The sequence below is a fragment of the Rania fehmarnensis genome (assembly GCF_056494185.1).
Window position 1 is genome coordinate 1,174,192 of record NZ_CM151398.1, and the last position, 12,734, is coordinate 1,186,925.

The 12,734-nt window shown below is 53.5% G+C and carries 13 protein-coding genes; 10 read left to right on the top strand and 3 right to left on the bottom strand.

All coding sequences use genetic code 11. The features are described from left to right. Positions 1-26 precede the first annotated feature (26 nt). From SH573x_RS03650 to SH573x_RS03660, 3 genes are all read right to left on the bottom strand, one after another. Positions 27-1,238 carry a cytochrome-c peroxidase gene (locus SH573x_RS03650; RefSeq protein ID WP_479352973.1) on the bottom strand — a complete coding sequence of 404 codons (1,212 nt, stop codon included), beginning with the start codon at positions 1,236-1,238 and terminating at the stop codon, positions 27-29. 189 nt (positions 1,239-1,427) lie between these two features. Next, entirely contained in the window at positions 1,428-2,003 is a 576-nt protein-coding gene (locus SH573x_RS03655) for a YeeE/YedE thiosulfate transporter family protein (protein ID WP_479352974.1), read from the bottom strand. Then, the gene (locus SH573x_RS03660) at positions 1,996-2,529 is read right to left on the bottom strand and encodes a YeeE/YedE thiosulfate transporter family protein (RefSeq protein ID WP_479352975.1); all 534 of its coding nucleotides are present in this window, start codon (positions 2,527-2,529) and stop codon (positions 1,996-1,998) included. Before SH573x_RS03660 ends, SH573x_RS03655 begins: the two co-directional genes overlap by 8 nt. 291 nt (positions 2,530-2,820) lie before the next feature. Here SH573x_RS03660 and SH573x_RS03665 point away from each other — a divergent pair, with 291 nt between their 5' ends. From SH573x_RS03665 to SH573x_RS03710, 10 genes are all read left to right on the top strand, one after another. Beyond that, entirely contained in the window at positions 2,821-3,663 is an 843-nt protein-coding gene (locus tag SH573x_RS03665; protein WP_479352976.1) for a c-type cytochrome, read from the top strand. A 273-nt stretch (positions 3,664-3,936) separates the two neighbouring features. Further along, complete coding sequence (locus tag SH573x_RS03670; RefSeq protein WP_479352977.1) at positions 3,937-5,367, top strand: MBL fold metallo-hydrolase; 1,431 nt, start codon at positions 3,937-3,939, stop codon at positions 5,365-5,367. Positions 5,368-5,475: 108 nt separating this feature from the next. Continuing rightward, the gene (locus SH573x_RS03675) at positions 5,476-5,967 is read left to right on the top strand and encodes a bacterioferritin (protein ID WP_479352978.1); all 492 of its coding nucleotides are present in this window, start codon (positions 5,476-5,478) and stop codon (positions 5,965-5,967) included. Positions 5,968-5,996: 29 nt separating this feature from the next. Next, complete coding sequence (locus tag SH573x_RS03680) at positions 5,997-6,644, top strand: methyltransferase domain-containing protein (protein WP_479352979.1); 648 nt, start codon at positions 5,997-5,999, stop codon at positions 6,642-6,644. A 151-nt stretch (positions 6,645-6,795) separates the two neighbouring features. Next, positions 6,796-8,253: a c-type cytochrome gene (locus tag SH573x_RS03685; protein WP_479352980.1), complete on the top strand. Its 1,458-nt coding sequence runs from the start codon at positions 6,796-6,798 to the stop codon at positions 8,251-8,253. A gap of 11 nt (positions 8,254-8,264) precedes the next feature. After that, complete coding sequence (locus SH573x_RS03690; RefSeq protein ID WP_479352981.1) at positions 8,265-9,404, top strand: hypothetical protein; 1,140 nt, start codon at positions 8,265-8,267, stop codon at positions 9,402-9,404. A gap of 64 nt (positions 9,405-9,468) precedes the next feature. Beyond that, positions 9,469-10,821 carry an SGNH/GDSL hydrolase family protein gene (locus tag SH573x_RS03695; RefSeq protein WP_479352982.1) on the top strand — a complete coding sequence of 451 codons (1,353 nt, stop codon included), beginning with the start codon at positions 9,469-9,471 and terminating at the stop codon, positions 10,819-10,821. Positions 10,822-11,019: 198 nt separating this feature from the next. Then, entirely contained in the window at positions 11,020-11,658 is a 639-nt protein-coding gene (locus tag SH573x_RS03700; protein ID WP_479352983.1) for an RNA polymerase sigma factor, read from the top strand. Positions 11,659-11,723: 65 nt separating this feature from the next. Then, positions 11,724-11,975 carry an anti-sigma factor family protein gene (locus SH573x_RS03705; protein ID WP_479352984.1) on the top strand — a complete coding sequence of 84 codons (252 nt, stop codon included), beginning with the start codon at positions 11,724-11,726 and terminating at the stop codon, positions 11,973-11,975. Positions 11,976-12,013: 38 nt separating this feature from the next. After that, on the top strand, positions 12,014-12,706 hold the full coding sequence (locus SH573x_RS03710; protein WP_479352985.1) for a class I SAM-dependent methyltransferase: 693 nt from the start codon (positions 12,014-12,016) through the stop codon (positions 12,704-12,706). Positions 12,707-12,734: the final 28 nt, after the last annotated feature.

The window sequence follows — 12,734 nt, forward strand, 5'->3', positions numbered from 1 at the left end:
CTGGTGCCGCTAAACCGGATGCCGATCTATTCCGGTAATCGATCTTCAGCCACCTTGGGGAATTGGCCGGTACAAGCTTCCATGAACTCAACCAGGTCTTGTTTGTCTTGCGCACTGAGTTCGATCTTCTTAATCTTGTCGCTCAGCCAAGGATTGGCGATTCCACCCTTAGCATAGTGCTCGACGACTTCGGCCAGCGTGTTCATGCTGCCATCGTGCATGTAAGGACCGCTTTGGGCAATATTGCGAATCGTAGGCGTCTTGAAGCACCCTTTGTCCTTTTCGACCTTGGTAATCTCGAAGCGGCCCAAGTCGGGATTGGATTTATCCATACCAACGCCCAAGTTGTGATACAGTTCATCTGTTAAGTTAGCGCCAACGTGACACAGCGAGCAACCAACCTTGGGGCTGAAGAACAATTCTCGACCGCGTGTCGCCGCTTTGCTCATCGGGTTTTGTTGGCTGGCCTGCAGCGCTTGCTCGAAGCGTTGATAAGCGTCAGGTGCATCTTCGCGTAAGGTCTCTAAATCATCTTCGCTCATCGTTTTGAACGGCCGTACCGCTTCGGCGTAATCGTAGGGTGATGGACCAGTTACCAGGCAGCGTTCGAAGCTGGCTATGGCACTAGCAACATTGTCGATGTTCACTGAGTTCGGGCCATAGATCTTCTCGAACTGCAGAACATAACCGGGGATCGCTTTGAGGGACTTGATTGTTTCCTCGTGAGTGTTGGCCATTTCAATCGGATTGGCGATTGGTCCTTTGGCTTGCTCTTCGAGTGAATCGGCTCGTCCATCCCAGAATTGTTTGCTCGATAGGATACGATTGAAACTGACCGGTGAATTGCGGCCGCCTTTTTGTCCACGCACTCCTTCACCGAACTGTGTGCGACGTCCGTAGGCTTCATTGGGATGGTGGCATGAAGCACAACTAATGGTGTTATCACTGGAAAGCCGAGTATCAAAGTATAGTTGTCTACCCAGTTCGACCTTGGCCTTGGTGAGCGGGTTTTGATCGACTCCATAGACGGCTCCCTGAGACAACCCTAGCGGTAACACCGGCTTCAACTCAACATGATTTGAATCATCGGCCAGCCAGGTCTGAATATCCTTCTCGGTTAACTTGCCTTTGCCAGGGATACCTGTCAGCAGCCCGCCTTCGCCCAGCTTTATCGGCTCAGCAGCCACGCTGGCGTTACACGCCAGTGCAACGATCAGACAGCAAGTCAATATGCGCATTTCATCGGCCCCACGTGTTATGTCACTTCACTTCACAGCCCTAAGACATGAATGGCAGTGAACGATGAAGTGTTAGTACTTCATAAAGCTTAGTAAGTTAACTGCGACCAGCGAACGAGTAATCACCGCTACTAGCGAGCGACCAATCGTCGCATCACCGCGCCCCTATGTCACATGCAAAGTGCAGAGCTACGGCTTGGGGTTCCAAGCTGTCGTCCAGCGTTTGCCTGTGGCGATCACCAATATTATGGTTAACAATGCGATCGGCACGATCCAAAACCAAGGAGAGGTATTTGTAAGGGCAGGGAACGTCAATTTGCCACCATCACCCAGAGCGGCTGCCAGGCTCTTAAAAGTGGGGTAGAACACAACATAAACTGCGGCTCCGACGATCATGCCGATCAAGCCAACATACGCATCTTTGTGTCCTTCACCGCAGGCCACTACGCCGGTGCCAGGACAATATCCCAGGACGGCCATGCCGACGCCAAACATCAATCCACCTACTAACAGCCCAGCCCAGATCAGCGGCTTGATATGCAAGCCAATGAGGCCACTGGGCAGCAGAGCATAAATGCCGATCGAGCCGACGAGGACGGCAGTGAGCATGATTTTGAAGACGGTGAAATCGCGGCCCAGGAATTGACCGACGATAGTTTCGTATTTCGCCACTCGGCCCTTCTGAAGCAAGAATCCGAAAGCTATTCCGGTAATCAAGCCCAGGGCAAGTTTCCATGCGGGGTCAAACATGGCTGGATCAAACATGGCTGTGCTTGCCTCGTCTAAAGAGTAACCAGGTTGTAACAATGCCGGTTGGAAAGACGATGGCCACAAACAACCAACTTGATACAGCCAGTTGCAATGATCCACTGATGCCATGGCCACTAGTACAGCCGCCCGCGAGCCGGGCGCCCAGCATCATCAACATTCCACCCACAAAGGCCGCCAGCAATCGCACCGATATGGACGGTCCAAATCGCTGCGACCAAATCGGCGGAACGGTTGTTCGACTGCGATCACCTGATAGTGACGAACTGAGCCAAGCGCCGACAAAGACTCCGACGACTAGCATGACGCCCCAATCAATCTTGGGAGCCTTTTTCTCAAAGAAGGGATTCGCCGCAGCTGCCTGGGGCGCGACCTGCTGCTCGGCTATTGCCACCGTCGATTCGAACGCGGTCGTAATCCCCAGTGCACTACCGGCTGTCAAAAAGGTAAACCAGCTGAGCATCCCGATCGCCGCGCCGACGATGGTCGGTGGCCACGAGGGCATCGTCAATATGTTTGGCATGTAAGTTCTACTTTCATCGCGACAGTTCGCACGCCGCATCACGAAACCGCCGACGTCCACTGCAAATCACACAGTAGTGCTGAGCCGCCAAGTCACGAAAAGTTACAACTCAGCGCTGCGGAAAACGCCGGAACTGGCGAGGCTGTCGCGATGCGCTGCGAAATCTTTTCAAAAGCGGCCGGATTGGCTGTAACCTTTTGGATGTTGGTGGATCTATAGGTTTCTGGCGGGCTTTCGTATGCCGCGGAGTTACCTTGCCAAGTGTCCTGTCCCTAAGGTTCAAAGCCCAAGATGAGTTTTCGCTCGCCAACTCGCCGATATGCTGTTGCGTTCGTAATGATATTGGCGATATCGAGCGCTGCCTCTAGCAGATTGGTGCCGCCAGTGTGGCTGGTGGCGCAGTCACCTCTGGCAGACGAGCTTCCCAGCGGCCAGCTGGGCGAGGTCATTCGCTTGGGCGAGCAGATCGTCAAACGCACGCTCACTCACCCTCTATCGAAGGGCTATGTCGGCAACGGGTTGAACTGCACTAGTTGTCACCTCGAGAGTGGTAAACACGCTACGGCTGGTACCTTCATTGGCACGGCCACTGCATACCCCGCCTGGTCCGCTCGCGAAGGCCGAGTGATCACTCTAGAAGATCGCGTGCTCAATTGTTTCATGCGCAGCTGCAATGGCACACGTCCTCCGTTGGGTAGTGAAGTGTCCGTGGCGGTTACAGCATACATTACTTGGCTCTCGCGTGATCTCCCAATCAAGATGAATGCCAACAAACCCGTTGGTCCAGGTGCGATCGCAGGCTTGAGTCTGAAGGCTAACCAGGCAGTGCCGGCGCGCGGCGCTGAACTTTATGCCTCACGCTGCGCTGAGTGTCATCAAGTTGATGGCCAAGGTGATAAAGAGAATCCGCCAGTGTGGGGCGAGCAATCCTACAACGACGGAGCTGGGCTGGCGTCTATCGACCACCTGGCGGCATGGCTAAAAGTAGCGATGCCTCTGGATGAGGCCAATCTAACTGAGCAAGAGGCGCTGGATATCGCAAGTTATGTCAACTCGCATCCACGTTCCCACTTCGTGCTCCAAGAGCACTTGCCTGCTAAAGAGTCTCTGGGCGAATACAACGCGGCCAAGTAGCGGAATGCGTCAAGCATTTCGAGTCTAGCTGACTTTCATCGAGTAGCGGAATGCGTCAAGCATTTCGAGCAGCTTCTTCACGCCTCGTAATGTAAGTCACGAAAGCCTTGACGGCTTCCGCTACGCTCGAGTCACGAAAGCCTTGACGGCTTCCGCTACCAAGGATCGTCGAATCGATTGTAACTTATGGCTGGTCCGTGGCTCTATCACTAACAGACACTGAATTGTCGCTCGTAATTCTAGGCCTTTAGTTCCAATAGCGGGAACCAGCAAATGTTACTCAAGTATCTCTATGACTCCAAGTTGGCTCATGCATCGTATCTAGTCGGTTGTCAGCGAGCCAAGGTAGCAGCGGTTATCGATCCGGGTCGCGATGTTGATCAGTACATCGAGCTGGCGGAACGTGAGGGGCTACAAATCGTAGCGGTGGCGGAGACGCACATTCATGCCGATTATGTCTCGGGAGCTCGCGAACTGGCCGACCGCGTTGGTGCCAAGTTGTATGTCTCCGATGAAGGCCCTGCACAATGGAAATATCAATATGTCCATGACTATAGTCACCAATTGCTGCACGACGGCGACAAGTTCATGGTCGGTAACATTCAGTTCGAAACGCTGCATACGCCGGGACATACTCCCGAGAGTATTTCGTTTATTCTGACTGATCAGGGTGGCGGTGCGGACAAGCCGATGGGCATCTTTACCGGTGATTTCGTGTTTGTTGGATCGATTGGGCGGCCTGACTTGTTGGAAGAAGCTGCAGGCATGGTGGGGACAGCTGAAGTGGGCGCGCGCGACTTGTTTCACTCCCTGCAACGTTTCAAAGCCTTGCCGGATTATCTGCAAGTCTGGCCTGCGCATGGAGCTGGCAGCGCATGCGGTAAAGGACTGGGTGCCATACCGTCATCGACCGTGGGTTATGAAAGGTTGTTTAATCCCGGGCTGCAGTTCACTGACGAAGAAGAGTTTGTTGAGTATATCCTGGCCGGTCAACCTGAAGCCCCCAAATATTTTGCGTTGATGAAACGCGTCAACAAAGAAGGGCCGGCTATTTTAGGTGCCAATCATCGTCACCAAATGTTGCCCTTGGCCAGCCTGCCGCAGGCCATAGAAGAAGGCACGGTGATCGACCTGCGACCCGCCTCAGTGGTGGCCAAAGAGCTTGTGAAGCATACGCTAAACATCCCCTTGAGCATGCTGAGCGCATGGGCCGGATGGATCGTGGACTATTCGCGTCCAGTTTACTTCATCTGTCAGCCCGAAGAACTCGAAGAGGCTGCGCGTACATTGCACAAGATCGGTGTTGAACGAATCAAGGGTGGTTTCGATCAGAATGCACTGCTGGCATCGGGTCAAGCCAATGCCTCGTACGAAGTCGGCACACCAGCCGAGCTGAAGGGGTTGATTGCATCAGGTGCAGTTGCGTTGGTTGATGTCCGTTCTCAAGATGAATGGAACGAAGGCCACGTCGATGGTGCCGAACATTATTTCCTCGGTCGTCTGCCCCAGACACTCAATCAACTGCCTCGAGACAAAAAGATCGTCGTTCAGTGTCGCAGTGGTGCGCGCTCTGCGATCGGCGTCAGTCTCTTGAAGGCGGCCGGGTTCGACAATGTCGTGAACCTCACGGGCGGGTATACTGCATGGAAATCCGCTGGATTTCCCAGCGTCCAATCCGAACTGGTGCAATCCGGAGTTGCCTGAGAGATTATCTGCTTGGACTACCAGTTCGATATCACGCCAGTCATCCGACGGCCGCGCCCGTGTCATCAGACCTTTTGAGCCATTGGCCATAATACGAGGAAAGCATACATGTCGAGTACAACTACGATCGCGGATCTGCAACAGGCACTGTCTATGGAACTATCTGCGATGCACCAGTATCAACTGCACGCGTGCGTTCTAGACGATTGGGGCATGGGCTTGTTGGCTGACAAGATGCGCGAGGAAATGCAGGAAGAGTTGGGGCATTCTGAAGAGTTCTTGGTGCGAATTCTGTTTCTCAAAGGTGACCCCAAGCTTCAGCTTCAAAAGACTCCTTTGCGAGCGTCAACCCTTAAAGAGATGTTCGAAGCCGATTTGGCTGACGAGAAAGAAGCCATCGAGTTCTATACGACGGCCTCGATTCAAGCCAGCCAGGCTCGCGACATTGGAACTCGTCAGCTCTTTGAGAAGATCGCTTTGGATGAAGAGCAGCATATGAATTGGCTGGAGTTGCAGATCGACTTGCTGCAACGCATGGGCGAACCAGCGTACATCGCTAAACACATGTCCGACAAGTCGAGCCCGTCCAGCGTTACTTGAATTCTTCATTCCACGGAAGATCTTGCGCGATGAGTGCTGAAACTGACAAGCGATTGCAGTGCGCCGCAGGCGAAGCCTCGACTTCTGCGATGTCCAGTCGTGACTGGCAAGTTCGTTACGACGAAGGCAAGACCGGATGGGATCGTGGACAACCCAGTCCTATGCTCCTGGGCTGGTTAACCTCCGGGCAGCTGCAACCGTGTAAGATTCTTGTGCCCGGTTGCGGTCGTGGACATGAAGTCATCGAATTGGCCCAGCGAGGCTTTGACGTCACAGCCGTGGATTTTGCCGACGCAGCCGTGCAGTGGCTGAGCGCTGAACTACAAAATCGAAACCTGACAGCCCAGGTGGTGCAATCTGACATCTTGAGTTATTGTCGGCAGCAGCGTTTCGATGCGATCTACGAGCAGACCTGCCTCTGCGCGCTCAATCCGAGTCAGTGGGAGAGCTACGCCCAACTGCTTGGCACCTGGCTGCGGCCAGGTGGAAATCTGTTTGCACTCTTTATGCAGACCGACAACTGCCCTGGGCCGCCGTTTCATTGTGAAATGGCGAGGATGCAACAATTGTTCGACGGTTCCCTATGGCACTGGGACCCACACACCGACCGCATCGAACATCCGACCGGCTTGCATGAAGTTGCCTGCGTCCTGACACGCAAAGCCGCTTCGAATTGATCTCCAATTGGATGTGGCGAAGTGCTCAACAGGGGTTGGCGAGAATGGGCGTGGGCTATCGTTCAGCCTGCCCAGCCAGGATAATCAGTGGCGGTTGCGTGCTTAGTCGAATGAAGTTGTGTTTGTGCGAGAGCAATAGTCACGAGTCGTTATGGTACATGATGTCTTTCCGATCAATGATTTCGGACCACTGATGAAAGGGCTGGCCATTGGTGGCCTGGGAATCTTTCACGTCTTTCTGGCGCAGTTCGCGATCGGTGGCGGCTTTCTGATGTGCTATCTGCAGTGGCTGGCCATGAACGGTCGCAGCACGGTAGCCCGCGCCTTCCTGGACAGTTACTTCAAGTTTCTGGTCCTGGTTAGCTTCGTCATGGGAGCGGTAACTGGGGTGGCCATGTGGTTCACTTCTATTCAGGTCAGTCCGCGCACGATTGGCATTATGGTCACGTCATTCCATTGGGTTTGGGCCACCGAGTGGACGTTCTTCTCTTTAGAAGTTGTCAGTGGTTACGCCTTTTATCGATACGGGAAGTATTTAAACGATCGAACGCGATTGACATTGCTCGTACTGTATACGACCGCGGCCTGGTTCAGCCTGTTTTGGATCAACGGCATCCTGAGTTGGCAATTGACGCCGGGCGATTGGGTGACTTCCAAGCATGTCTGGGTAGGTTTCTTCAACGCGGGTTTCTGGCCATCGCTGCTGTATCGCACCGTAGCTGCTATGTCAGTGGCATCGCTGGTGGGCCTGGTGGTGGTTAACTTTATTCCCGGACTCGATCGGCCGCAGCGCGAACAACTGGTTCATCAGGTAGCCATGTTGTTAGTCCCGATGATCCTGATGCCACTGCTGGGGATTTGGTACGTGGGTTCGATGCCTGCCGACAGTCGAGCTTGGGCAACTGGTGGTTCGGTTGCCATGACTATGTTCTTCACGATTGCAGTTGGCTCCTCAGCCTTGGTCGGCATCTATTGCCTGGTCGCATTATGGTATGGTCGCTTGTTCATCAACGGAGCATCAGCGGCGCTGCTGGTTCTGCTGGCCTTTGGCGCTACTGCTGGGGGCGAGTTTGTACGCGAAGGAGTTCGCAAGCCGTTCACTATTCGCGAGACCCTGTATAGCAACAGCATCCACAAAGACGAAGTAGCTGCTTTGCGGTTAAGCGGATTGAGCACGCGCCCAGACGAGTACCCACTGCGGCATGCCGACCGCGTGCCTAACGCGCAGCTCAGGCAAGGGGCGTTAGTGTTTCGGGAGCAATGTAGCGTTTGTCATACGATCGGCGGAGTAAACGCAGTTGACGAATTGACTAGCTCCTGGTCCATGGAACAAATGCGACTGAACATTGCTCAGTTGCAACAGACCAAGCCTTTTATGCCACCGTTTGCGGGCACGGCAGAAGAGGTTGAAGCCTTGGTGCAATTTTTGGCGTGGCATCATCGGGGCTCGCCAATGGATCAAATCGCGACCAATGACCAGGCCGACTACGAAACGATTAAAGCGCGGATCCAGTCTTACTTGGATGAAGCTGGATCTGAGCCTGCAGACGTTCATGCCCGTCACCGGGCACTGCAAGAACTGGCTAGCAAACGTCGGCAGGGCCGCTAAGAGTTTAATTGATGGACACAACCTTCCCGTTCGGTTTACCAACTGCGACAGCCTTCTACTTGGTGTTGTTTGTCTTGACGTTGGCCGTGCATGTGCTGTTTATGAACTATGTTCTGGCGGGTACTGCCTGGCTGGCCTGGAGCGTGATTACGGGCCGTCTGCGCTTGGGGGCCAAGACAGCCGAAACTGCAGTCCAACAGCCCGCGACGGCCGAGACAATTCTGGCGGATTGGATCCCCACCATGCTCTCCGGCGCCATCACAGCCGGTGTGGCTCCACTGCTGTTTGTGCAGATTCTCTATCAGCGCGAATTCTATACAGCTAACTTGTTGTTGTTTAATCGCTGGATGAGCATCCTGCCGATTTTAATCATCGGCTTCTATGCGCTATACGTGCTGCGCAGTCAGTGGCTAACACGCCGAGGCCCGGTAGTGCGCGCCATTACCGGCCTGTTGCCGTTTCTATGCGTAGCGTTTGTGGCTTATTCCTGGACCGAAAATCATTTGCTTAGCGTTTCCAGTCCCGACAAATGGCGCGAGTTTTACACGCAGGACAGGCAAGTTTACTTCGAGCCGCAGATTCTACCGCGGTTAGCGGTGTGGGGATTAGGCGCGATTCCTACCATGTGCATGTGGTTGGGTTGGCAGATTCGATATCGCCTCACTCATGGCTTGGCAGTGGAAAGTCGAACTCTGTCCCAGCTACCCAAGTTAGCGATCTTTGGATTGATTGCTTCGATGCTCGGAGGGATCGCATATTATGCATCGGCTCCTCAGCGCGCCGCTGAATTTTTGGGACCAATGGCCCGTTTATACTTGGCGATGGCCGTCGCTGGATTGCTGGCCCAGTTCTATGGCTGGTATCGTATCCAGCGCAGTGCACACGACCAACCACAGATTCAACTCGGCCCTCTCGTGATCAGTAGTCTCGGATTGGTAAGCACAATTCTGGGCATGAGCGTTTGTCGAGAAGTCATACGTTTATCATCGCTGGGTGAAACTCGTTTGGCCGAACTGGCTCCCCAACATGCCAGTGCCATGGAGATCGAAGGCTTTTGGGTGTTCTTGTTGTTTGCCGCGATAAATACCGGCCTGATCGCCTGGTGCTTCTTGCTGGTCAAGAAGAACTTTGTTAATAAGGCCAGCACGTAACACGTGCCTGGCGAACGGGCACCCACTTACTTCTCACAGACTCCTTCTCAGAGAGCAAAATATCATGCGTGCACAGTTGATTGGGCTTGTGTGTTTGTCAGTGCTAGTGCTGCCCATTTCTTGTTGGGCACAGGACAAGGCTGCCAGTTCGGTCATCCGCGCAGCGTATGAATACGAACCCAAGCCCGAGGATGAGGCCTTTGCGATTTTCAATCCTGCCAAAGCGACTGCGCCTGGACCGTTGCTGGTGAAGACTGGCGATCGCCTGGCAGTCGTTGGTGATTCGATCACGGAACAGAAGTTGTATTCGCGGATCATTGAAAACTACTTCACCGCCTGTGTGCCCGAATTGCAGGTTACGGTTCGGCAGTATGGATGGAGTGGCGAGAAGACCGATGGTTTTCTCAAGCGTATGGATCGCGACTGTTTGACCTTCAAACCCACGCTGGCCACACTCTGCTATGGCATGAACGACGCGCGTTATCGGCCCTTTGACGTCACCAATGGAAACTGGTATCGCGATCACTACACAGCCATCGTTCGCAAGTTTAAGGACAACGGCGTCCGCGTTGTGGTCGGTTCACCGGGTTGTTCGGGCAAAGTGGCTGCGTGGGTCAAAGGCAAATCCGGTACCTTGGAAGAGCACAACTTGAACTTGTGTGCGCTCCGCGACATTGCCCTCGAAGTGGCTCAAACCGAGCAAGTGCGTTTTGCTGATATCTTCTGGCCCATGTACCAACAGCAAGTTCTTGCTCCTGGGCGGTTCAACAAAACAGCCGAGCAGTACGCAGTGGCTGGTAAAGATGGCATTCATCCAGGCTGGGCGGGCCAGGCGATCATGGCCTATGCATTTCTGACTGCCATGGGCTTGGATGGCCACATCGGCACAATCGAAGTTGATTTGGCTGCGAACCAGGCAACCACCCAGGGCCAGCACACGGTCAAGGAATTTGCTGGCGGCCAGCTGAAACTCGTCAGTACTCAATATCCTTATTGTGCGCAAGGCGAGATCGACGATGACAATTCCCTGCGCAGCGGTTTCTCGTTAGTGCCCTTTGCCGAAAAACTAAATCGCTTCACGCTGAAGATTGTCGGTAATGATGATAAGCCCGTAAAGGTTACATGGGGTTCCGCTGCCAAGACGTTCACGGCCGAGCAAGTGGCCCGGGGTATCAACCTGGCAAGTGAATTTGAAACCAGCCCCTTTCTAGATGCCTTTGCCAAAATCGACGCTGCCGTCTATGCCAAGCAAGCGTATGAAACCAAGCAAGTCAAACAAGTCTTCCACGGCTCGGCGGGCCAAGAGAATTTTGAAAAGGCAGTGGCCGAAACCGAAGCTGAACGTAAGCCCCTGGTTGAGGCGATTGCTCAGGCACTGGTGCCGGTCGAGCACACGCTCAAGTTTGATCTGCAGTAGCCGAAGTCGCCAGACTTTGGATACGTCACGCTTAATTCATCCAATCACTGGCGAGATCGGCTACGAGTACTGCATCAAAACCCGGTCGGCACAGGTATAATGGTTGTGCGAAAGCAACGAAAGCCTTGACGGCTTCCGCTACGCGATTGTCGAGAATTGTTTTGTGTCTTGTGACTATTAGGACTGGTAAGAGTGCCGATGGAGACGACCACCTCAGCGCGAGCGCAGGATCTAGAGCTATTGCGACAAGCAAAAGCCGGAGATTTTGCTGCCTTTCAGAAGTTGATCGAGGGTTTGCAACCGCAAGTCTATGGGCTGGCCTTTCGTATTTTGCGTCAATCGCAAGACGCCGAAGATGTAACGCAGCAGACCTTTCTTTCACTGATTGAGAACATCGAGCAGTTTCGTGAAGAATCGTCGGTAAAGACTTGGGTCTTGCGGATTGCCAGCAATCATGCCTTGAAGATCCTTCGCAAGAAACGTGGCCTGAGCATGATTCAAATGTCGGCCATCGGGGCAGGGGACAGCTACGAGGATGTACCGCATCCAGAGTTCATTGCGCCTTGGACTCTGACGCCTGATGAATTGGCCGAGCAGGCCGAGACGCAGCGGGAGATCGATCGCGCACTTTTGGACCTGGATGAAAAGTATCGCTTGGTATTCATTCTGCGAGACGTCGAAGGGTTATCGGTCAAAGAGACAGCCGCCGCTCTCGAGCTGACCGAGTCGACTGTCAAAGTCCGATTGTTGAGGGCGCGGCTGGCCCTGAGGGAAAGGTTGACCAAAAAGTTTGGGGACGCCGATCAGGCGATGGTTTCCGACCACAATCACGGATAATTTTTGTAACCTTTTCCACCGTCGCGAATCAATAATCTTAGGGGAACTGGTAAGGGTACCGCTTCATGACCTGCGAAGAACTGCTCAAAGCACTGAACGACTACGTCGACGGCCAGCAATTGGACGAGATATGCGACGAATTCAAAGACCATCTGGCTGGATGCAATCCTTGCCAGGTCGTGGTGGACAATATTCGTCAGACCATCTCGCTATACAAAGCGGGCCAGCCCTACGCCATGCCGCCTGGTTTTCAGGATCGCCTGCAAGCTTCGTTGCGCGCCAAATGGGACGAAAAGTTTGGTGCTAAGTCATCGTAGATTCCTGCATTTCATCTCACCTGACTTTGGAATTGATTATGCGACTCAACTCACTCATCGGCTTGATGCTGCTGTCTGCCACCTGCATTTCACCTGTGGCCGCTCAAGAGAAAAGCGTCCGGCCGGGAATCAACGACAGCTTCCGCGATCCAAATGTGAAAGAATATGTGGAACGCTTCGAGATCGAAAGTCGCGAAGTATTTTCCAAGCGCGAAGAGATTGTCAAAGCGCTTAGTTTGAGTAAGGGGATGACTATTGCTGACGTAGGGGCCGGCACGGGCCTGTTCACGCGTTTATTTGCCGCCGAAGTCGGCGAGAAGGGACAAGTGCTGGCCGTCGACATTGCTCAGAATTTCATTGATCACATCGCCAACACTAGTCGCGAACTGGGGCTGAAGAATATTCAAGGAGTGTTATGCACAGCCGACGATTCCAAACTGCCATCGGAGTCGGTAGATGCGGTGTACATCTGCGATACCTATCATCACTTCGAATTCCCGCAAAAGACGATGACCTCGATCCACGCCGCCCTGAAACCGGGTGGCAAGTTATTCTTAATTGATTTCAAGCGGGTCGAAGGCGAAAGCACGGATTGGACGATGAAGCACGTTCGCGCCGGCCAAGAAGTCTTCGAAAGCGAAGTCCTCTCGTGCGGCTTCAAGAAGGTTGACGAAATCAAAGACATTTTGAAAGAGAATTACTTCGTTGTTTTCGAGAAAGCCGCTAAGTAACCATCGAAACTATCGAAGCGACCAGCGC

Bases quoted from the DNA above. Each gene is read 5' to 3' on its own strand.
- SH573x_RS03700 (WP_479352983.1), top strand. From the start codon at position 11,020: ATGGAGACGACCACCTCAGCGCGAGCGCAGGATCTAGAGCTATTGCGA.
- SH573x_RS03655 (WP_479352974.1), bottom strand. From the start codon at position 2,003: ATGTTTGATCCAGCCATGTTTGACCCCGCATGGAAACTTGCCCTGGGC.
- SH573x_RS03680 (WP_479352979.1), top strand. From the start codon at position 5,997: ATGAGTGCTGAAACTGACAAGCGATTGCAGTGCGCCGCAGGCGAAGCC.
- SH573x_RS03660 (WP_479352975.1), bottom strand. From the start codon at position 2,529: ATGCCAAACATATTGACGATGCCCTCGTGGCCACCGACCATCGTCGGC.
- SH573x_RS03685 (WP_479352980.1), top strand. From the start codon at position 6,796: ATGGTACATGATGTCTTTCCGATCAATGATTTCGGACCACTGATGAAA.
- SH573x_RS03710 (WP_479352985.1), top strand. From the start codon at position 12,014: ATGCGACTCAACTCACTCATCGGCTTGATGCTGCTGTCTGCCACCTGC.
- SH573x_RS03650 (WP_479352973.1), bottom strand. From the start codon at position 1,238: ATGCGCATATTGACTTGCTGTCTGATCGTTGCACTGGCGTGTAACGCC.
- SH573x_RS03695 (WP_479352982.1), top strand. From the start codon at position 9,469: ATGCGTGCACAGTTGATTGGGCTTGTGTGTTTGTCAGTGCTAGTGCTG.
- SH573x_RS03675 (WP_479352978.1), top strand. From the start codon at position 5,476: ATGTCGAGTACAACTACGATCGCGGATCTGCAACAGGCACTGTCTATG.
- SH573x_RS03705 (WP_479352984.1), top strand. From the start codon at position 11,724: ATGACCTGCGAAGAACTGCTCAAAGCACTGAACGACTACGTCGACGGC.
- SH573x_RS03665 (WP_479352976.1), top strand. From the start codon at position 2,821: ATGAGTTTTCGCTCGCCAACTCGCCGATATGCTGTTGCGTTCGTAATG.
- SH573x_RS03690 (WP_479352981.1), top strand. From the start codon at position 8,265: ATGGACACAACCTTCCCGTTCGGTTTACCAACTGCGACAGCCTTCTAC.
- SH573x_RS03670 (WP_479352977.1), top strand. From the start codon at position 3,937: ATGTTACTCAAGTATCTCTATGACTCCAAGTTGGCTCATGCATCGTAT.